At 53.5% G+C, this 19,417-nt stretch carries 19 protein-coding genes; 11 read left to right on the top strand and 8 right to left on the bottom strand.

Going from position 1 to position 19,417, the window contains the following annotated elements:
- Positions 1-24 precede the first annotated feature (24 nt).
- From BLQ17_RS10495 to BLQ17_RS10485, 3 genes are read left to right on the top strand one after another with little or no spacing between them, the layout of a single operon-like run.
- Positions 25-663 carry a helix-turn-helix transcriptional regulator gene (locus BLQ17_RS10495; protein ID WP_092222587.1) on the top strand — a complete coding sequence of 213 codons (639 nt, stop codon included), beginning with the start codon at positions 25-27 and terminating at the stop codon, positions 661-663.
- A gap of 26 nt (positions 664-689) precedes the next feature.
- Positions 690-1,070, top strand: coding sequence for a Rid family detoxifying hydrolase (locus BLQ17_RS10490; RefSeq protein ID WP_092222585.1), 381 nt, complete (start codon positions 690-692; stop codon positions 1,068-1,070).
- 40 nt (positions 1,071-1,110) lie between these two features.
- Positions 1,111-2,457, top strand: coding sequence for an L-cysteine desulfidase family protein (locus BLQ17_RS10485; protein ID WP_092222583.1), 1,347 nt, complete (start codon positions 1,111-1,113; stop codon positions 2,455-2,457).
- Between the two features lie 83 nt (positions 2,458-2,540).
- Here the strand turns inward: BLQ17_RS10485 and BLQ17_RS10480 are convergent, their stop codons facing one another.
- Complete coding sequence (locus BLQ17_RS10480; protein WP_092222581.1) at positions 2,541-3,644, bottom strand: M24 family metallopeptidase; 1,104 nt, start codon at positions 3,642-3,644, stop codon at positions 2,541-2,543.
- Positions 3,645-3,818: 174 nt separating this feature from the next.
- Positions 3,819-4,418: a glycerol-3-phosphate 1-O-acyltransferase PlsY gene (gene plsY / locus BLQ17_RS10475; RefSeq protein WP_092222706.1), complete on the bottom strand. Its 600-nt coding sequence runs from the start codon at positions 4,416-4,418 to the stop codon at positions 3,819-3,821.
- Between the two features lie 377 nt (positions 4,419-4,795).
- Between plsY and def the strand changes: the two genes are divergently transcribed.
- From def to BLQ17_RS10435, 8 genes are all read left to right on the top strand, one after another.
- Positions 4,796-5,302: a peptide deformylase gene (def, locus tag BLQ17_RS10470; RefSeq protein WP_092222579.1), complete on the top strand. Its 507-nt coding sequence runs from the start codon at positions 4,796-4,798 to the stop codon at positions 5,300-5,302.
- 8 nt (positions 5,303-5,310) lie between these two features.
- Positions 5,311-6,279 (top strand): methionyl-tRNA formyltransferase, encoded by a 969-nt coding sequence (gene fmt, locus BLQ17_RS10465; protein ID WP_092222577.1) that lies wholly within the window; start codon positions 5,311-5,313, stop codon positions 6,277-6,279.
- Positions 6,276-7,463: a nickel pincer cofactor biosynthesis protein LarC gene (larC, locus tag BLQ17_RS10460; RefSeq protein WP_092222576.1), complete on the top strand. Its 1,188-nt coding sequence runs from the start codon at positions 6,276-6,278 to the stop codon at positions 7,461-7,463. Before fmt ends, larC begins: the two co-directional genes overlap by 4 nt.
- Positions 7,460-7,921, top strand: coding sequence for a phosphatidylglycerophosphatase A family protein (locus tag BLQ17_RS10455; RefSeq protein ID WP_092222574.1), 462 nt, complete (start codon positions 7,460-7,462; stop codon positions 7,919-7,921). Before larC ends, BLQ17_RS10455 begins: the two co-directional genes overlap by 4 nt.
- 102 nt (positions 7,922-8,023) lie before the next feature.
- Entirely contained in the window at positions 8,024-9,724 is a 1,701-nt protein-coding gene (locus BLQ17_RS10450; protein WP_092222572.1) for a glycerol-3-phosphate dehydrogenase/oxidase, read from the top strand.
- 3 nt (positions 9,725-9,727) lie between these two features.
- Positions 9,728-10,444, top strand: a complete 717-nt coding sequence (locus tag BLQ17_RS10445; protein WP_092222570.1) for a class I SAM-dependent methyltransferase — start codon at positions 9,728-9,730, stop codon at positions 10,442-10,444.
- Between the two features lie 47 nt (positions 10,445-10,491).
- On the top strand, positions 10,492-11,694 hold the full coding sequence (locus BLQ17_RS10440; protein ID WP_092222568.1) for a glycosyltransferase family 4 protein: 1,203 nt from the start codon (positions 10,492-10,494) through the stop codon (positions 11,692-11,694).
- A gap of 5 nt (positions 11,695-11,699) precedes the next feature.
- Positions 11,700-12,680, top strand: coding sequence for an NAD-dependent epimerase/dehydratase family protein (locus BLQ17_RS10435; RefSeq protein ID WP_092222566.1), 981 nt, complete (start codon positions 11,700-11,702; stop codon positions 12,678-12,680).
- A gap of 328 nt (positions 12,681-13,008) precedes the next feature.
- Here the strand turns inward: BLQ17_RS10435 and cydB are convergent, their stop codons facing one another.
- The 6 genes from cydB to galE form a co-directional block, all read right to left on the bottom strand.
- Positions 13,009-14,142: a cytochrome d ubiquinol oxidase subunit II gene (cydB, locus tag BLQ17_RS10430; RefSeq protein WP_092222564.1), complete on the bottom strand. Its 1,134-nt coding sequence runs from the start codon at positions 14,140-14,142 to the stop codon at positions 13,009-13,011.
- A 1-nt stretch (position 14,143) separates the two neighbouring features.
- Positions 14,144-15,676: a cytochrome ubiquinol oxidase subunit I gene (locus BLQ17_RS10425; protein ID WP_092222562.1), complete on the bottom strand. Its 1,533-nt coding sequence runs from the start codon at positions 15,674-15,676 to the stop codon at positions 14,144-14,146.
- A gap of 20 nt (positions 15,677-15,696) precedes the next feature.
- Positions 15,697-15,918 (bottom strand): DUF4492 domain-containing protein, encoded by a 222-nt coding sequence (locus BLQ17_RS10420; RefSeq protein ID WP_092222704.1) that lies wholly within the window; start codon positions 15,916-15,918, stop codon positions 15,697-15,699.
- 323 nt (positions 15,919-16,241) lie between these two features.
- A complete protein-coding gene (locus tag BLQ17_RS10415; protein WP_092222560.1) occupies positions 16,242-16,580 on the bottom strand; it encodes a P-II family nitrogen regulator in 339 nt (112 codons plus the stop codon).
- A gap of 15 nt (positions 16,581-16,595) precedes the next feature.
- Positions 16,596-17,855, bottom strand: coding sequence for an ammonium transporter (locus BLQ17_RS10410; RefSeq protein ID WP_342674181.1), 1,260 nt, complete (start codon positions 17,853-17,855; stop codon positions 16,596-16,598).
- A 514-nt stretch (positions 17,856-18,369) separates the two neighbouring features.
- Entirely contained in the window at positions 18,370-19,368 is a 999-nt protein-coding gene (galE, locus tag BLQ17_RS10405) for a UDP-glucose 4-epimerase GalE (RefSeq protein ID WP_092222558.1), read from the bottom strand.
- Positions 19,369-19,417: the final 49 nt, after the last annotated feature.

The following is a 19,417-nucleotide window of genomic DNA, read 5'->3' as shown; positions in this document are numbered from 1 at the left end:
ATTAAATAAATTCCACATTTTACCATGACCGAATGTGAATCAATCATAGAGAATCTCAAGCACCTGGCTGACGGTGTCGTTGCCCAATTCGGCAAAAACTGTGAGGCATGCGTTCATGACCTGACCTCGCTGCCCGATTCGCTGGTCTACATACAGGGAGACGTAACCCGAAAAACAACAGGAGCTCCGACAAAAGAGCTGCTGCGACAGCTGGCCAACCAGAAGGTTTCCTCGCCGATTAATACCTGCAACTACAAGACCACAACCGAGGACGGCAGGAACCTGAAATCAACCACCACCCTCATAAGGGATTCAAGCGGGGTCCCTGTGGCCGCCTTCTGTATCAATTTCGACACCACCGATTTTTACACCGCAAGCCAGGTCCTGCGCCCATTTCTCACCCAGGAATCGCCGCACCCCGGCCAGGCTGCCGAGACCTTACCCCGCTCTTTTAACCAGAGTATTGAAGCTCTATTTTCCCGGGCGGTAAACGAAGTTGGCAGACATCCAACTGCGATGACCGTCGAGGACAGAACCCGGCTTATTGCTCTTCTTGAAAAAAACGGCACGTTCCGGCTCAAAGGTGCCGTGGAAAAAACAGCCAGGCTGATGGGCGTCACCAAATACACGGTATACAACTATTTGAAGAAAAATAAAAAATAACAAGATTTCTGACCGGGAGGTAGAGTATGAGTCGAACCGTCATCGCCACCGCCAAGGCCCCAGCCGCCGTTGGCCCTTATTCCCAGGGTATTGCCGAAAACGGTTTTCTTTTCATTTCCGGCCAGCTGCCGCTCAATCCTGAAACCGGCCGGCTGCTTGAAGCGGATATAGGAAAAAAGACCAAACTGATATTATCCAACGCGGCGGCCATTGCCGCAAAAGCAGGTACCGACCTGTCAAAGGTGGTAAAAGCCACCATCTACCTCACCGACCTGGAGGATTTTCAAGCCGTCAACAGCGCCTACGCCAAATTTTTCCCCGACGAGCCTCCGGCCCGCTCAACCGTTCAGGTCGCGGCCCTTCCGCTGGAATCCGACATTGAAATTGATTTTATCGTAGCCCTTTAAACGGGACCTCTACCTACAGCTGCCGTTACTGGAGACATGGATGAATTTTACAGTGAAAGACATTCTCGAGATGGAAGTGACCCTGGCACTCGGCTGCACCGAGCCGGTTGCCATCGCCCTTGGAGCGGCAGCAGCAGCATTCCTTCTGCCGCGGAAGGAATTCGACTCCATCGAGATCTGGATCGACCCCAATATTTATAAAAACGGGATGGCGGTAACCATCCCCGGCACCGGAGGGCTTAAAGGGCTCGACACTTCCGCCGCCCTCGGAGCCTGTGGGGGAGATCCGGCAAGGGGGCTGGAGGTGTTCGACAGTCTTGACGAGCAGGGGATCAGCAGGGCGCACGCGCTACTGAAAGCCCAAAAAGTAAAGGTCAACCTGCGTGAAGAAACAGGACTTTACGTCAGGACCAGAATCTGTGCAGGAGACGATACGGCCGAGTCCCTTATTCTCGATCTGCACAACAACATCGTCAGCCTCAAGCTCAACGATAAAGAGATTAGAGAGTCGCCGCTCCTGCACCGGGCAAAAGGAAAATCTGGCCGGCACACCCTGGCGGATCTTGAGAACTGGCTGAAACAGCTCACCCTTGAGGATATTATTGAACTGACCGCCGATCTCGACGAAGAAGATCTCAAGTTTCTCGAAGAGGGGGTCAACCATAATCTGGCACTCGCCGAATACGGACTCAAGCACGGCAGCGGCCTGGGAATCGGCAAGGCAATAGACCGGTTGATCAAACAGAAATTGCTGGTCAGGGACATGACCAGTTCCGCCAGACGGCTCACGTCGGCAGCAGCCGATGCCCGCATGGGCGGTGCCAAGCTTCCGGCTATGAGCTCGGCAGGAAGCGGCAACCACGGCCTTACCGCCATCCTTCCCATCTGGGCAATAAAGGATTTCATCGATCATGACAGGGCCACACTTTTACGGGCCATCGGCTTGAGCCACATCATCACCGCCTACGTTAAGGCGCACACCGGCAGGTTGTCTGCCGTCTGCGGCTGTTCGATGGCCGCGGGTGCCGGGGCGACGGCGGGAATCACCTACCTGGTGGGCGGCGATGTTCACCATATGGAGGGGGCAATCAAGAATATCCTCGAGGACCTGGCCGGCGTAATCTGCGACGGGGCCAAGGCGGGCTGCGCCCTCAAGCTCAATACCGCTGCGGGTGCTGCGGTGCAGGCCGCGCTTTTTTCACTGCACGGAATAAACGTCAAGGATACCGACGGGATTATCGGTAGTTCCACCCAGAAGACAATTCAGAACATGGGGATTCTGAGTCACAACGGCATGGCCCAGGCCGACAAGACCATCCTCAAGATCATGCTCGAAAAACAGATGACCCGGGAAAAACAGGAGAAAAAAGACGACGGCGACGATTAAGGCAACGCCGGCTGAGCTCAACAGTTCGCCGCCCTGACCAACCCGGCGTTGGGTTGTCAGGGGCTGAGGATAGAAACATCAGGCTAGAGATAGCGAAGCTCCCTGGACATTGTCGAAAGCGACTCCACCCCGGACTGGGTGACCACCACATCGTCTTCGATCCTTACGCCGTTGCGGCCGGCAAGATAGATGCCGGGCTCGACGGTATAGGTCATACCGGGCCGCAGCACCTCCATGTTATCGCCGCGGATAAAGGGGGGTTCGTGACATTCCAGCCCAAGCCCATGGCCCGTCCGGTGGCTGAAAAACCTTCCGTAACCTCCTGTTTCTATAACGTTTCTGGCGCCACGGTCAACCGCGGAACAGGCAACTCCGGGACCACCTGCGTTACGGCCGGCCTCGTTGGCGCTCTTGACCAGCTGGTACACCTGCTCTGTTTCGCTGTCCAGCTCCCCGATGCCAAACGTTCTGGTGAGATCGGAAACATATCCGTTATACCGGGCGCCCCAGTCGATCACCAGCAGATCACCCCGGCAAAGCTTCCGTTCAGAAGGCCTGGCGTGCGGGTTTGCGCCGTTTGGTCCCGAAGATACTATGGGGGAAAAAGGCAGGTCCGGTTCCGAACCGTGACGAAGCAGCTGGAGAAAAAGCTCCGAGGCAACCTCCTCTTCCTTTACACCTTCCCTGACGCTGCCAAGAGTTGCCTCAAGGGCGTCTTCGGCGATTCGCACCGCCTTGCGCATATGGGCCAGCTCACCACCATCCTTGATGCTCCGCAACCGGGCAACAAGCCCTGATCCGTCAATGAACTCCGCCTCCGGACACCCCCGGCGGAGCAGTTCGTACTCCAGAAACCGAAGCCATACGGGTTCCACCGCTATTTTCTTTTTTTTCCCCGCCAGTGAGGTCATCGCATCGGCTGCAACCCCGTACCAGGTATCCGGGTTTTCCCCATAACTGAAGACATCCGCAAATACCGGCAGATCTTCCAGTTTTGCCAGTTCGAGTTCCGGCAGGATAATGACAGGATCGTTGTCCACAGGCAACAGCAGCACAACAGGCCTCTCCATGAGGTGGAAATGGAGTCCGGTAAAATAGGACAGGGTCGGCCCACCGTTTAACGCCAGGACATCCACCTCCTGTTTTACCATGTTTCTTTTAAGGTTTTCTATTCGCGCACCAAACATACCCGTTTTCCTCCGCCTTCAATCCTGGTGTAACGTTTAACCGAAAACGCAACCAGAAAAACAATATTTCCCCCTCAATTTCAACACATTACCGCACGTAGCCAAATCAAAAAAACGCCTGATCAAGAACCAGGGCTCCGTCTTTTGGCGCGGCACCTCATCGTTATCCCCGCATCAACCAGCGCTCTTCTTCCAGGTCTTTTCCTCTCCCCTCAGCAGCCTCGCGATGTTCTGGTGATGTTTGAGCCAGATGAGCAGAGCAATCACAACGGCCACCCCCACAGTCACCTTCGATGCTCCCAACAGATAGAGCCACACCGGAATCAGGCCGGAAGCCAGAAGAGAACCGACCGACACAAAACCGGTAACAGCCACCAAGACAACAAAAATAAGCAGGCTGATGCCAATGGCAGCAGGAGAGAAAAATAAAAAAACCCCCAGTCCGGTTGCAACCCCCTTGCCTCCGCGAAACCCCAGGTAAACAGGAAACATGTGACCGACCACAGCCATCAGCCCCGTCATCGCCGTGACCAGCTCAGAAGAACCGCTCTCGGCCAGCACCACTGCAGCCAGATAGGTGGGCACAAAACCCTTCAGGCAATCGCACACCAGGGTAATAAATCCGAGTTTTTTCCCCAGAACCCTGGAAACATTGGTCGCCCCTATATTCCTGCTGCCCTCTTTTCGGACATCGATACCCGCCATTCTGCCGATCACAAGGCCAAAGGGAATCGATCCCAACAGATACGCCGCCAAGGGAAAAATAATATGCATCTCAGTTACTCTTAATGAATATGAGTTGACCCGTCGGTCGACCGCTACTTGTATTGTTACGGGGAAAACAGCCTGATCCTGCTGCCAGATCCCCAACTGTACCACTTTCATGACAGGATAGCTGAACCACTACATGACACACCAGATTTGTCAATTAGTCAAGCTGTTTCCAGCCCTGCACCGTGCGCCGATTCCCCCGCCCGTATTCCCCGCTAAAAGCTCGTTGCCACGGGTCGAACCCCTTTGGTGTATTAACAACCGGATAATATGTGCTTACCTTTGTTAACGTGGCAATAAAACAGTTGTTATGGTACATTGCCCGTTTTCGGCGAAATAATAATTTGGCTTTTATGGCCAGCAACGAATAGAACAACACAATGAGCGTCAGGAAAATATACCAATACCCCGAACCGGTCCTACGAAAACAGACCGAATCCATCACCACATTTGACGAAAAATTAAAAAAACTCGTCAGCGACATGGCGGATACAATGTACGATGCACCGGGCATCGGCCTTGCCGCTCCGCAGATAGGAGAGTCCCTGAAGCTGATCGTGGTCGACACCTCAAAAAACCAGGAAGACCGGGAATACAAGGCCATGATCAACCCCGAGATTACCCACCATGAAGGCAGCCAGCTCGACGAGGAAGGATGTCTGAGCGTCCCGGACCTGACGGCCAAGGTAAACAGGTTCAGAAAAATCACCGTCGACTACTACGACCTGGAAGGCAAAAAACAGAGTCTCACGACGGAAAATCGTTTCGCCGTTGTGCTGCAGCACGAAATCGACCACATCAACGGTATCCTTTTCATCGATCATCTCAGTTCACTGAAGCGAAATCTCTATAAGAAGAAAGTAAAAAAATGGCTTAAACAAAAATAGGAGCGACAATGCCAACGCAACCGCTACGCGTTATTTTCATGGGAACTCCCGATTTTGCGGCAGCAATTCTTAAAGCCCTGATTGATAGTCCGGACGAGGTGGTGGCTGTCGTCACCCAGCCGGACAAGGCAAAGGGGAGAGGTAAAAATCTCAGTCCGCCGCCGGTCAAGGAGGTCGCACTCGAAGCCGACATTCCGGTGCTGCAGCCGGCAAAAATCAAGACAGAGGAGTTCCGTAACGGGCTGCAGTCATACCAGCCGGACATCATCGTGGTCGCGGCCTACGGCAGAATACTCCCCAAGTCCCTGCTGGAGCTTGCTCCTATGGGCTGCATCAACGTCCATGGTTCCCTGCTTCCCAAATACCGGGGAGCAGCCCCCATCCAGTGGTCAGTAATCAACGGCGAACAGGAAGTCGGGGTGACGATCATCCAGATGAACGAGGGAATGGACACCGGAGATATGCTGCTTACCGCAAAACTTACTCCGGACAGTGAAGAGACCGCCGGCTCTCTTTTCGGCAAGCTCTCCGAACTTGGAAGCAAGGTTCTGCTCAAGTCGATCAGGGGGCTCAAGGAGGGGGCGATTACGCCGACCCCCCAGGACGATACCTGTGCGACCCTGGCGCCAATGTTGAAAAAGAGCGACGGCCTCATAGACTGGACCAAGGATGCCAAGACAGTCGAATGTCTGATCCGGGGCCTTGACCCCTGGCCCTCCGCCTTCTGTTTTCTCAACACCAAACGGCTGCGCCTTTTCCGCCCTGAAGTAATCCATAAGGACAGCGGCAGCGAACCGGGAACCCTGCTGCAGGCCGACAAAAGCGGCCTGGTAATCGCCTGCGGCAGCAACAGTCTGCGCATCAGGGAAATCCAGCCTGAAGGCAAGAAGCGGATGAGTGTTGAAGCCTTTCTCTGCGGATGCAGTCTCACACCGGGTATGACCCTTGGCTCTGCAGCAGAGGAAACGGGGAGATGAACGCCCCGGGACACGGCCAGACCTGCTATCTGGATTGCTTTTCCGGGGTAAGCGGCGATATGCTTCTCGGAGCCCTGCTGCACTGCGGCCTCAGTGACGAGGAACTCAGGGACGAACTGGCAAAACTGCACCTGTCCGACTTCAGCGTTGCGATTCAGCGGGTAACGATAAATTCCATCCAGGCCTGCAGGATAACGGTCGACGCCACCAGGCGCCAGGAACTGCGAACCCTTCCATCGATTCTGGGAATCCTCGAACGAAGCGGGCTCAGCGAAGAAATCGTGACTAAAGCCGGGGCGGTTTTCAAGGTTCTGGCGGAAGCGGAGGCGCAGGTGCACAACATCGCCACAGACCGCGTCCATTTCCATGAAGTGGGTGGTCTCGACACCATAGTCGACATCGTAGGGGTGGTCGCCTGTCTGGCAAAGCTCGGGATATCCCGGGTACACTGTTCCCCCCTTCCTGCAGGCCGCGGTTTTGCCCGGTGTGACCACGGCCTGCTCCCACTGCCGGCTCCGGCGGTTTGCGAACTGCTCAGGGGTATTCCCTGTTATGGGGTCGATCTCAGGCAGGAACTCGTCACTCCCACCGGGGCGGCCCTTGTCAGCGTTCTTGCCGACCAGTTCGGCCCGCTGCCGCCAATGACAATTACGGCAACCGGCTACGGTGCCGGCACCACGGTGCTGGACAACGGCCAGCCCAATCTGCTCAGATGCATGGTCGGAAGGGAGCTAAACGTTGCGGAGAGTCAGCATATCGAGATAATTGAGACCAATCTCGACGACTGGAGTCCAGAGGGCTTTCCCTACCTGGCCGAACTGCTTTTTGACCGGGGGGCGCTTGATGTCACCCTCAGCCCCCTGCAAATGAAAAAAGGCCGGGCTGGCTTCACCCTTCAGGTTATCGCCGCACCGGCTTATGCGCACCGGTTGAAACAGACCATTCTGACCGAGACCACCGCCATTGGGCTGAGGTTCCGCACCGAACAGCGCATGACGCTGCCCAGGAAAAAAGTCATGGTGGCGACAAGGTGGGGAGAAATTCTCGCCAAACAGGTCGAGACCTCAAGGGGTGTGGTTATCTACCCTGAATATGAGGAGTGCAAAAAATTGGCTATAAAACAACAGATCCCGTTAAAAGAGGTCTATCTGGAAATCCAGCAGCAGGGGATGAAACTGATATGAACCGGCTCATCATGGCTATCGCCACCTGCGCTTATGTTGGAAAAATTCCCAAGGCTCCGGGAACCTGGGGATCTCTTGCCGCCTTGCTCCCCTGGCTTCTGATCAAGGACCTTGAGTTTGGCAGCTACTGCCTCATCCTGCTCACGCTCTTTATCGTCGGCTTTTTCGTTTGCGGTTCAGCAGAGAAAATTCTCGACACCCCCGATGCCGGATGCATTGTTATTGATGAAGTCCTGGGGATGTTTATTACCCTCACCCTGGCGCCGGATAATCCCGCGGCATGGCTGGCGGGGTTTGCCCTTTTTCGCGTCTTCGATATTTTCAAGCCCTTCCCCGTCTCTTGGTTTGACACCCATATCCATGGCGGGATAGGCATCATGATGGATGATGTGGCGGCAGGGATTTATGCTTTCATGACCCTGCAGTTTTTTTGGTGGCTCTTACGGCTGCTTATGTAGGAAAAATAAACAGCCGCCTGCTGGAAAACCAGGACAGGGACCGGCCAGGCGGCGAACCGTCAACCGGACCTGACAGGTGATGCAGAGGAAGTGGTGATTTGTATGCAGAAAGAGTATAAACAGTTGGAGAATAAAATCTTTGACCTGATAATTGTCGGAGCCGGAATACACGGAGCCATCCTGGCGTCTGAAGCGTCTTCAAGAGGATATACAGTAGCGCTGCTGGATAAGGGCGACTTCGGCTGTGCCACCTCAGCCAACAGTCTTAAAATAATTCACGGCGGTATCCGCTATCTGCAGCACGGTGATTTCCCGCGAATGCGCCAGTCTATCAGGTCCCGCCGGGCCATGATGGCTTTTGCCCCTCACCTGGTCCGCCCCCTCAAGTGCATGATGCCCACCTACGGTCATGGAATACGGGGGAAAGAGACCATGCGGCTGGCATTTGGCGTGTATGATCTCATTGCTGCCGACCGCAATCGCGGGTTGGAGAAGGAAAACCGCCTGCCCTGCTCCTCTTCAATTTCAGCCCGTGAAGTCATCAACACCGTACCGGGAATAAACACGGAAGGTCTTACCGGCGGAGCGGTCTGGTACGACGCCGTTGCCGGCAATACCGAGAGGCTGACCCTGGAGTACGTTAAAGAAGCGGTGCAATACGGCGCTGTGGCCGTCAACTATACCAGGGCAACGAAACTTGAGACGGAAGGCGGCAGGGTCACAGGCGTTGTTATCGAGGACGACACTGCCGGCAAGACCCGACTGGTCAAATGCCGCATGGTTGTGAATGCTGCCGGTCCCTGGCTGGCAGAAGTGGCTAACGGGAAACCGGATTCGCAGCTTCTGGCCTCGGCGGTGAATATTGTCATCAAGCGCAGCTTGTTTCAGGGATATGCCGTCGGCCTGGAGGGCTATACCGACTATACTGACCGGGATGCCCTGATCAAAAGGGGAAAACGACTATTCTTCTTCGTCCCGTGGCTTGACCGGTTCACAATGATAGGAACAGGCTACAAGCCGTTTCATGGTGATCCTAACCACTATTCCATCAGCCGCGTTGATATCGAGGAACTTCTTGCCGATATCAACAAGATATACCCCAAGGGCGATCTCACCATGGCTGATGTCGGCTACTACCATGGCGGACTGCTGCCGATGACCGAAGCGGACGAGTCGGCATCCGATTCGGTGCAGCTCGACAAATCGTCGACGATTGTAGATCATGGCGCAACAGGGGGGGTGAGTGGCCTGCTTTCAATAAAAGGTGTCAAATACACCACCGCCCCGGATATTGCGGAAAAAGTGATAAAGATAATCTCCAGACCGGAGTTTCTCGGCAGGCGCAACGGCCGCAACTCCCTGGAAACAGGGGTGGTGCAGCCGGATTTCCACCCCGTGATTTCAGCGCTTGGCCCGAAATACCCAGCCATAAAAGAGCATCTCGAGAGCAACTATGGAAAAGGCTGGCGGGAGATCCTTGGTGTTTTGGCCAGTGAGTACCAAAAAGATTCCGGACCGCTGCGGGACGAGGTTCTCTGGCTGGTTGACGAGCCGAAGCTGCTCAGGGCCGAATTACTGCATTTTATCAGAAATGAAATGGCCCGGCAGCTGCCTGACGTGGTTTTCCGAAGGTCTGGCATAGGGTCGGCTGAATGCCCGGCCCAGGAGGTGCTGGAGCGTCTGGCCGCTCATATGGGAGAGGAACTGGGCTGGAACGAAGAAGAGCGACAGCACCAAATTGCAAAGGTCAGGCGTGTTTTCGCACCGCTTGCCGTACCCACAGAACAACAGAGAGAAGTGTGAACAATGTTTTTGGAAACTGCTGACATAGAAACCGCCTCAGCCGGTTATGCTGAACGCTTCAGCGGCCAGGCGGGCGAATATTTCCTGGAAAAGCAGGAGGCGATCACCCTCGCCCTGCTCCAAGACCTTTCCGGCGCCCGCATTCTCGATGTTGGCGGTGGACATGCGCAACTGGCTGAGCCGCTGGTTGCAAAAGGATTCGAGGTAACCGTAACCGGTAGCGACGACATATGCAGAAAGCGTCTTGATCAACGGATAGGTTCGAGCAATTTCACCTACCTCACCTGCGACTGCCTCAATCTTCCCTATGAAGACAATGCGTTCGACGTTGTCATCTCGTTCAGGCTGCTTCCCCATGCACAAAGGTGGCAGGAGCTGCTGGCCGAACTCTGCAGGGTCGCAGACAGGTGCGTAATATGCGATTATCCCGATCGCCGCTCTGTCAACATCCTCTACGAGCACCTGTTCGCAATGAAAAAGAAAATGGAAGGTAATACCAGGCCATACACGCTCTTTTCCAGAGGACAGATGGCGCAGGTGCTTGAGCGTAACGGATTTGGCGCCCCCCTTTTTAAGCCGGAATTTTTACTGCCGATGGTGATTCACCGCAAGCTTAATAACAAAAAGATTTCATCACTTGTGGAAAACTGTCTGCAAGCGACGTCATTGACCCATTTCTTCGGTTCGCCGATAATTTTCAGAAGTGACCGACTGCCCTGAAACACGGTGCAAACCAAGACAGACTAAACAGAAAGTGAGTTGCGATAATGAGCGAAATTGACAAGTTGCGGATTCTTGTACTGGCACCGCAGCCGTTTTTTCAGCACCGGGGCACCCCCATTGCGATAAAACTGCTGGTCGAGGAGCTTGCACTGCTCGGCCATGATGTCCATCTCCTGGTTTTTCCGGAAGGCGAAAAGATTGATATAGCCGGGGTAACCATACACCGCTGCGTACATGTCCCTGGGGTAAAAAACGTTCCGCCTTCCATTTCCTGGAAAAAAATTGTGTATGACGCCGCAATGTTCTTCAAGGCGGTGGCTCTTCTGCGCCGATATGATTTTGATGTGTTGCATGCCGTTGAGGAAGCGGCATTTATTGCGCAGGTGCTGAAAAAGATGTTCAGGGTACCGTATATCTACGATATGGATTCGTCCCTGCCGATACAGATTGTTGACAAGCTGCAGTTTCTCTCCCCATTGCTCAAGCCGCTGCAGGTATTCGAACGTGTGGCGGTAAGATCCAGTATAGGGGTCGTCGCCGTCTGCAAAGCCCTTGAAGATATCGCGGCAAAACATGATCCGGACAAACGTATCGCCCGGCTCGAAGACATCAGCCTGCTCGAAGATGAGGCACCAGGCGACGAGGATCTACGGGAAAAATATGACCTCGACGGGCCGATCATGCTCTATGTCGGCAACCTCGAAGGGTACCAGGGGATAGATCTGCTGTTTGAGGGATTCCAGCTTGCCCTGGAGCGGGGATGCGCCGGCAACGTTGTCATCATCGGCGGAACCGAGCCCGCCATCGACAGTTACCGAAAAAAAGCGGAGCAGCTGGGTATTGCCGCCCACACCTATTTTTGCGGCATGCGCCCTGTCGAACTGCTGGGGCATTACCTGAAGCAGGCCGACATTCTGCTGTCACCAAGGATACAGGGCAACAATACACCGATGAAGCTCTACTCCTACCTCGATTCGGGCAAAGCTGTTCTTGCCACCAACCTGTTCACTCACACCCAGGTGCTCAGCGATGAAATAAGCTATCTTGTCGCTCCGGAGAAATCTGCCATGGCAGACGGCATGGAACAGCTGCTCAACGACCGGGAGTTGCGGGAACGGATTGGTTCGCGGGGGCGGCAATTGGCAAGAGAAAACTATTCGCTTGGTGCGTTCAGGAGAAAACTGAAAACGTTCTACCAAGAAATCTGTCTGGCGATAGAAACAAATCAACGAAAGAGAACAAGCTAAAAATTATGAAAATACTAGTCACCGGAGCAACCGGGTTTACCGGACACAACCTTGCCAAACGTCTTCTCGACGATGGACACGAGGTACGTATCCTGGTCAGAAGCAAAAAGCGTGTGGCGTTAGCAAGTCATCCCCTGCTCGACATACGTGAAGGAGATATCCGGGACAGGGACGCGGTCAGGGATTCTGTCAACGGTGTGGAAAAAGTGTTCAATATAGCCGCCATGTTCCGCTCGGCAAAATCCGTGGATCAGGACTATCATGACATTCATGTCAAAGGGGTAAAGCATCTGCTTGAAGCGGCGCTTGAGTACAATGTCGCCCGGGTCGTGCATTGCTCAACGGTGGGAGTACACGGTGACGTGAAGAATCCCCCGGCCACCGAAGAGTCGCCTTTTGCTCCTGCCGATATATATCAGCGGACCAAACTCGAGGGAGAACTCTGGGCAAGAGAGTTTGCCGCCAAAAACGGTATAGCCCTGTCGGTTGTCAGGCCCACCGCGATCTACGGGCCCGGTGACCTGCGGCTGCTCAAATTATTTAAACTGGCGGCGAGAAATGTTACACCGGTGCTGGGTGACGGGAAGATGTTTTACCATATGGTCTACATTGACGACCTGGTGCAGGGCTTTATCCTCGCCTCCGAGCGGGAGGAAGCGATAGGTGAGGTGTTTATCATCGGCGGCGCAGAGAATATGTGCCTTGACGACCTGCTCAACACCATCGCCCAAATTCTCAACAAGCCCCGGAAAATACTGCATATCCCGGCCCTGCCGTTTCAATTGGCCGGCTCGCTCTGCGAGAAGATCTGCATCCCCTTGGGCATTGAACCGCCGATATACCGGCGCAGGGTCGACTTTTTTACCAAATCCAGGTCGTTCGACATTGCCAAGGCAAAGGCGAAACTGGGATACCAGCCGAAGTTCGGCCTCAAAGAAGGGCTGGAGCTGACGGCTACATGGTACAGACAACAGAATTTACTCTAGCCTCTTATTTTCGGCAAATTCCCTCCTGACCCGAGACCGTGATACCACTTTCCCGGATAGCTTGCCCTGCGACAAACAGTCGGCCAGCCTATCCGGGCCGGACCGCAGCTCCTCAATGAGCACAAAACCCCCTTGCCGGCACTTCGCCGCCAAGGGGGTTTTTCCGGTTCTTAGCAACCAGTGGATCAGAGAAGATCCGTTTTTTTCAGAACGGCCACCGCCCCTTTGTAAGAGACATAAATAAGTACAACCCAGCCGATCAACAATACTGCATTCATCATGGTATAATCCTCCAATCGCACCCCACCTGCTCGGATACTTTTCTGGTTCAATACGCTTTTCTGTCGCTGATATCGTCCATATTGATTTTCTTAAGATCCATCTGGCGCCACACATAGGCGATATAGGCCAAAACCGCGGGAATAAACAAGGCCACGTAGGTCATTGCCGTAAGGGTATAATGACTCGACGATGCGTTGTATATGGTGAGACTTGACTGCAGATCGGCCTTTGACGGGTAAAACGGCGTGTCGTTGAATCCGGCGGTAAAAAGAACCGCGAGACCGACCAGGACGGTGCCGAGACCGCCGAACCAGATGCCGGTGGTACCGGTTCCAAGGGCGGTGCGGGTGACCCCGATCAGCACCAGGAACAGCCCGACAACCAGCATTCCAAGAACCACCGGCATTCCGAGCAGATTACCCAGGTATTTTTTGGCCACCATGGTGACCACACCGTCAGCACCGGTTCCGAACCCGTCCATTATGAGCAGGGAGACCAGCACATAGAGCAGAAACGGCAACGATATGAGAAAACTCTGCATGCACGATTTCCGCATTCTGGCTTCCAGTTCCGGCACTCCGGTAAAGTCTATATTGTTGACCAGGTACATGGCGCCAAGGGTCCTGGCGTTGAAGACCAGGAAAATCCCCATGGCCAGGTTGAAAAGGGAAAACGCCGCCTCAAGTCCTCGCAGGGGGTGCGTCCAGGTTACCTGATTAAACCCGCTGAGGGTAAAATTGGAGCCGGTAAAGAAAGTACCGATGGCCGCGCCGATGAGCAGAATCCCCACCGAGCCGTTTATAAAAAGAAACAGCTCATACACCTTTTCCCCAAGGAGATTGCCCGGCTTTTTCCGGTATTCATAGCTCACCGCCTGGACGATGAAGGTGAAAAGGATGAGCATCCACACCCAGTACGCGCCGCCGAAACTGGTTGCATAAAACTTTGGAAAGGCGGCAAACAGGGCGCCGCCAAAGAGCACCAGCGTGGTAAAGGTAAGCTCCCACTTCCGGCCCAGAGAGTTGATCACCAGCGCTTTCTCCCTGTCATCTTTTGCCACCTGCCAGAGAAGCGTCTGGCCACCCTGGACAAAGGTGAGAAAAAGAAAGAGGGACCCTACTATCGAGCAGAGAATCCACCAGATCTGCTGCAGTGTCGTTATATCCAGCTTCCCGATCATTTTATTCGTCCTCCGGTCCGATATTGATTTGCTTGAGCATAATTTTCAGTTCCGCGATCGCCAGGATTGTAAACAGAACCAAGAAGATGAAGAAAGTCGTCGCCACACTGGTCGCAGCTATATTGGTACTTGCCATTTTCACCGGCAGCATATCCTGGATCGCCCAGGGTTGACGCCCGACTTCAGCGACCACCCAGCCGAACTCCGAGGCGAGATAGACGGCGAAAAAGGAGAGCACGCCCAGTCCAAGCAGCCACTTCTGATCAGCCAGGGTATCCTTGAGAGTTGCCCTGAGAAACAGTAAGAACAAAAGTATTACAGCCGACCCGACGTAAACCATGTAGTGGAAAGAATAGTAGGTTGAGGCCACCGGAGGCACCGCCTCCTCGGGACTGTTCAGATGGCCAAATCCCATATAGGCCTGGTTCTCGTTGAATCTGGCGAGAGCCGCGCTCTTGGCCGCCTCGTCGCCGTTGGCCGATGCTTCCTTGTACAGCTTGAGATCGGTTATCGCCGCTTTCCCCTTGGTGATTTTGTCGCCGATGGATTCGATGTTTTCCGCCTCATTGCCGTATACCAGATCGTTGATTCCCGGGACAAACGCGTTCAGGTCCCGCTTGGCGAGCAGGGACAACCCCTTGGGGATACTGAGTTCAAAGGTAAACGGGTCCTTATCGTCGCCAACTTCCTTGTCGCCGTTGAGGATGCCGAAGGCGACAATGTCAGCACCTTTTGCACCTTGGTACAGTCCCTCATAGGCCGCCATCTTCATCGGCTGGAAATGACCGTTGGCGTAGGCCGACTCATCACCGGTAACCGCCGTTGCAAAACTTGAGAGAAGCCCGAACACCGCAGCCACGGCGATCGATTTTTTCGCCATATCCACATGGCGTCTTTTGAGCAGATAGTAGCAGGAAATGGTTATGACAAAACATGATCCGACCACAAAGCTCGAGGTGGTGGTGTGGGTGAACTTGGCCACCGCCACCGGCGACAACACCACCTCCCAGATGTTCTGCATCTCGAACCTGGCATTATCCGGGTTAAACGCCATACCGACCGGATACTGCATCCAGCCGTTGGCGACAAGAATCCAGAGAGCGGACAGATTGGAGCCGATAGCAACCATCCAGGTGGAAAAGAGATGAAACCCCTTGGAGGTGCGCTCCCAACCGAAAAACATCACCGCAAAGAATGTCGCTTCAAGGAAAAAGGCAAATATTCCTTCAATAGCCAGGGGGGCACCGAAGATATCTCCCACCATCCAGGAATAATTTGACCAGTTTGTCCCGAATTCAAACTCCATGATTATGCCGGTAGCAACGCCGATGGCAAAGTTGATCCCGAACAGGGTCATCCAGAATTTGGTCAACCTCTTCCACGCCTGGTCGCCGGTGCGTACATAAATGGTCTCGTAAAACGCACACAGAAATGACAGTCCCAGTGTGATCGGGACAAACAACCAGTGATACATCGCGGTCAAAGTGAACTGCGCCCTTGCCCAGTTCACTGTGGCCAGATCAATTTCACCCATTACAACATCCTCCTGAAATATTAATTGGTTACAGACCCTGTCAATTGTTCAATGACATGATCGGCCCTTTGCTGATCAGTTGAAAAATGAGACCCCAGATAATTGGGGAAAAAGAACAACTTTAACACCGCAAACATGACCAGCAACTTCAGGAAAATAATTTTCCACAGCGTCTTGCCCACTGTCATTTTCCTGAACCCGTCCAGGTAAAACCGATATACCCGGGAAATAGTGTGAGTCATCTCGCCCCCTGACATGCTGACCTGCAACCCGCATATTCCATAGAAACGCTCGGCTGTGTTAAAGACGCTGCCCCTGGTCATGTCGCGCAACGCCACCTGTTACAAAACATATACCCCAATTACAACAGAAAAATTTGCACCGTTACCGTGCAAAATACCTAACAGCAACAGCAATTGTCAAGAATAATTATCATTTGCATACTATTTACAAAAAAATTCCCCGTGCGCAAGGGCTGCACGGGGAATTTGATTTTTTAATTTATAATCGGGCTATAATCCGACGATCTACTGTTTCAATCGGATCACCCTTTCAACAAACGTTCTTATACCGCTTCCATTCCTCTTTCTCCGGTCCTGACACGCATGACATCTTCAACCGGCAGGACAAAAATTTTGCCGTCACCGATCTTGCCGCTGTTTGCCGCGCTGCGTATTGTCTCTACCGCCTCAGCGACCAGCTCGGCTGCCAGGATCAGTTCTATTTTCAGCTTGGGATTAAAATCGACATTGTACTCGGCTCCCCGATACATTTCCTTATGTCCTTTCTGTCGGCCGTAGCCTTTTACCTCCGAGACGGTCATCCCGGTTATATTAAGGGCCGTCAACGCCTCTTTCACCGGCTCCAGCTTGAAAGGTTTTATTATAGCTTCAATCTTTTTCACGACTATTCCTCCCAATTATTCTTTAGTAAATTCCGGATAAGCTGCAAGCCCGCACTCTGTCACATCGGCACCTTCGAGTTCTTCCTCTTCGCTGATGCGAATTCCCAGGACACTTTTGATAACCATCCACAACACGAAACTGGTACAGAAAACCCAGCCAAAGATGACAACAACACCTGTAAGCTGCGCGGCAAGAGAGCCCTCCGGATTGGTGAAGGCTACCGCAATCAGGCCCCAGATGCCGCAGATCCCGTGAACCGAAATAGCGCCGACCGGATCGTCAATCTTCATTTTATCTATCAGGATAATTGCTCCAACCACTATCAATCCACCGACAACTCCTACTATGGTTGCCATCAGGGGAGTCGGCGTAAGAGGTTCGGCAGTGATGGACACCAGACCGGCAAGCGCCCCGTTGAGCACCATGGTAAGATCGGCCTTGCCAAACCAGATCTGGGAGAGAATCAGGGAGGCAACCAGCCCACCGGCCGCTGCGGCGTTGGTGTTGACGAAAACCAGGGAGACCGCGTTGGCCTCGGCAATATTGCTGATCTTCAGCTCCGAGCCGCCGTTGAAACCAAACCAGCCGAGCCAGAGAATGAAGGTGCCAAGTGTCGCAAGAGGCAGGTTGGCACCCGGGATTGCCTTGATTTTGCCATCGACATATTTGCCGGTACGGGGGCCGAGCAGCAGAACCCCGGCAAACGCCGCAGCAGCACCGCAAAGATGAACGACTCCGGAACCTGCAAAGTCAAGAAAACCAAGAGCGTCTAAAAAACCGCCGCCCCACTTCCAATACCCCTGAACAGGATAGATGAATCCGGTCATCACCACGGCAAAGATCAGAAAGGCCCAAAGCTTCATCCTTTCGGCCACGGCGCCGGATACAATCGACATAGCCGTGGCAACGAACACAACCTGGAAAAAGAAGTCCGCCATCGACGAGTAGTAGATATCGCCGCCGCTCGACAGCACCGCCTCTGCTGTGTTGTCAAGCCCTAGCAGAAAACTTAACCCCGGAATAAAACCGTTGGGGCCTCCACCATACATTATGTTGTAGCCGACCAGCATGTACATGACACAGGCCACCGCATAGAGTGCAATATTTTTGGTCAGTATCTCCACCGTATTTTTGCTTCGCACCAGCCCGGCTTCAAGCATCGCAAAGCCGGCGGCCATCCACATAACCAGCGCTCCGGACATCAAGAAATAAAAGGTGTCGACCGAATACGCCAGTTCGATAAAACTGTTTTTCACACCAGGTTCTTCCGCCATCGCGGGTACAGCAATGGCAAGCCCCGCCAAGAAGACACCTGTTCCCAGACACTTTCGATACTTTAGTTTTTCGCTCACGTTTTCCTCCATTTGTTTTGTATGACGCTGTTTCGCAAACAGCGAAACAAAATTATAAGTTGGGCCCATCGCACCATCTGGCCTGAGTATTACAAGAGCCATGCCATACAATACAAATTCAGCGAATATCTATTATTTTCAGGGAGTAATCCCGGATACACCCAAATAACGACTTCTCGAGAAATGAAATATTACTACATTTTTGCAATAACAAAATAAGCTTTTATTACACAAATGTAATTTTTAATTTCCGGAAAAGGAGAACTGAAACCTTTTTGGGCGGACAAAAAGCCGGGGATCAAGGCTCTGGCGACAAAGGAGTAGCGGGTAGGTTTTATTCAGCAGGGACCATCCGGGATCGTACGGGTGACCGGGCAGCAACACGGTGAAGTCTGAACTCCTCCGGAACTGCACCGGTCATGTTTCAGGAATTGTTTCAGGAATTCTCCCCGTCATATCCCTGGGGGTAAGACTTGTGCCAGTTCCACGCGGTATCGATGATAGTCTCGAGGTCGTCATATTCCGGCTTCCAGCCAAGTTCGTTCATGGCCTTATCCGACGAACCGACAAGCGCTGCCGGGTCACCGGCCCTCCGGTCGGCGTAGGCGAAGTCGATTTTCACTCCCCCTGCCTTGGCAACTGTGTTTATGACATCAAGGATGGAGTGACCGTTGCCGTTGCCGAGATTGTATTTCCTGCTGTCTCCGCCATCGAGCAGATGCTGCATCGCCAGGTAATGCGCCTGGGCAAGGTCCATTATATGAATATAGTCACGCACGCAGGTCCCATCCTTGGTGGGATAATCGTCGCCGAATACGGTCAGCTTCCTCGCCTTGTCCAGGGCGGAACGAATAACAAGCGGAATAAGGTGGGTTTCCGGGTTATGATCTTCCCCCAGCTCCCCTTCGGGGTCGGCACCGGCAGCGTTGAAATACCTCAGGCATACTGACTTCAGGCCGTAGGCCGCATCAAAATCGTCGAGGATGTTCTCCATCATCAGCTTCGTTCGCCCATAAGGATTGATGGGATTTTGCGGATGACTCTCGTCAATCGGCAAGCTGGTCGGCTCGCCGTAGGTGGCACAGGTGGAGGAGAAAATAAACTTCAGCACCCGGTGTTCGATCATCGACTCAAGAAGGTCAAGGGGAGCGCTGACATTGTTGCGGTAATATTTGAGCGGATCTGTCACCGACTCTCCGACATAACAGAAAGCGGCGAAATGCATCACTGCCTGAATATCGTGGGAGCCGAATATAACCGACAACAGCTCTTTGTCGGCAAGCCCCCCCTGGTAAAACGGTCCCCACTTGACCGCCTGCCTGTGACCGTAGCTCAGGTTGTCAAGAACCACAGGGGTATGGCCCTTGGAGTGCAGGTACTTACACATATGAGACCCGATATACCCGGCCCCGCCGACAATGAGGAATTCAGCCATGGTCTTATCCGCCAATAACTATTTTACCGTTGCACAGCCGAAGTTCAGG

Origin of the sequence: Desulforhopalus singaporensis (assembly GCF_900104445.1) — a bacterium.
GTDB classification, from domain to species: domain Bacteria; phylum Desulfobacterota; class Desulfobulbia; order Desulfobulbales; family Desulfocapsaceae; genus Desulforhopalus_A; species Desulforhopalus_A singaporensis.
This window is presented reverse-complemented; position numbering and strand designations above follow the sequence as displayed.

Coding starts and splice junctions, on each gene's coding strand:
- BLQ17_RS10495 (WP_092222587.1), top strand. CDS start 25: ATGACCGAATGTGAATCAATCATAGAGAATCTCAAGCACCTGGCTGAC.
- BLQ17_RS10490 (WP_092222585.1), top strand. CDS start 690: ATGAGTCGAACCGTCATCGCCACCGCCAAGGCCCCAGCCGCCGTTGGC.
- BLQ17_RS10485 (WP_092222583.1), top strand. CDS start 1,111: ATGAATTTTACAGTGAAAGACATTCTCGAGATGGAAGTGACCCTGGCA.
- BLQ17_RS10480 (WP_092222581.1), bottom strand. CDS start 3,644: ATGTTTGGTGCGCGAATAGAAAACCTTAAAAGAAACATGGTAAAACAG.
- plsY (WP_092222706.1), bottom strand. CDS start 4,418: ATGCATATTATTTTTCCCTTGGCGGCGTATCTGTTGGGATCGATTCCC.
- def (WP_092222579.1), top strand. CDS start 4,796: ATGAGCGTCAGGAAAATATACCAATACCCCGAACCGGTCCTACGAAAA.
- fmt (WP_092222577.1), top strand. CDS start 5,311: ATGCCAACGCAACCGCTACGCGTTATTTTCATGGGAACTCCCGATTTT.
- larC (WP_092222576.1), top strand. CDS start 6,276: ATGAACGCCCCGGGACACGGCCAGACCTGCTATCTGGATTGCTTTTCC.
- BLQ17_RS10455 (WP_092222574.1), top strand. CDS start 7,460: ATGAACCGGCTCATCATGGCTATCGCCACCTGCGCTTATGTTGGAAAA.
- BLQ17_RS10450 (WP_092222572.1), top strand. CDS start 8,024: ATGCAGAAAGAGTATAAACAGTTGGAGAATAAAATCTTTGACCTGATA.
- BLQ17_RS10445 (WP_092222570.1), top strand. CDS start 9,728: ATGTTTTTGGAAACTGCTGACATAGAAACCGCCTCAGCCGGTTATGCT.
- BLQ17_RS10440 (WP_092222568.1), top strand. CDS start 10,492: ATGAGCGAAATTGACAAGTTGCGGATTCTTGTACTGGCACCGCAGCCG.
- BLQ17_RS10435 (WP_092222566.1), top strand. CDS start 11,700: ATGAAAATACTAGTCACCGGAGCAACCGGGTTTACCGGACACAACCTT.
- cydB (WP_092222564.1), bottom strand. CDS start 14,142: ATGATCGGGAAGCTGGATATAACGACACTGCAGCAGATCTGGTGGATT.
- BLQ17_RS10425 (WP_092222562.1), bottom strand. CDS start 15,676: ATGGGTGAAATTGATCTGGCCACAGTGAACTGGGCAAGGGCGCAGTTC.
- BLQ17_RS10420 (WP_092222704.1), bottom strand. CDS start 15,918: ATGACTCACACTATTTCCCGGGTATATCGGTTTTACCTGGACGGGTTC.
- BLQ17_RS10410 (WP_342674181.1), bottom strand. CDS start 17,855: ATGGCGGAAGAACCTGGTGTGAAAAACAGTTTTATCGAACTGGCGTAT.
- galE (WP_092222558.1), bottom strand. CDS start 19,368: ATGGCTGAATTCCTCATTGTCGGCGGGGCCGGGTATATCGGGTCTCAT.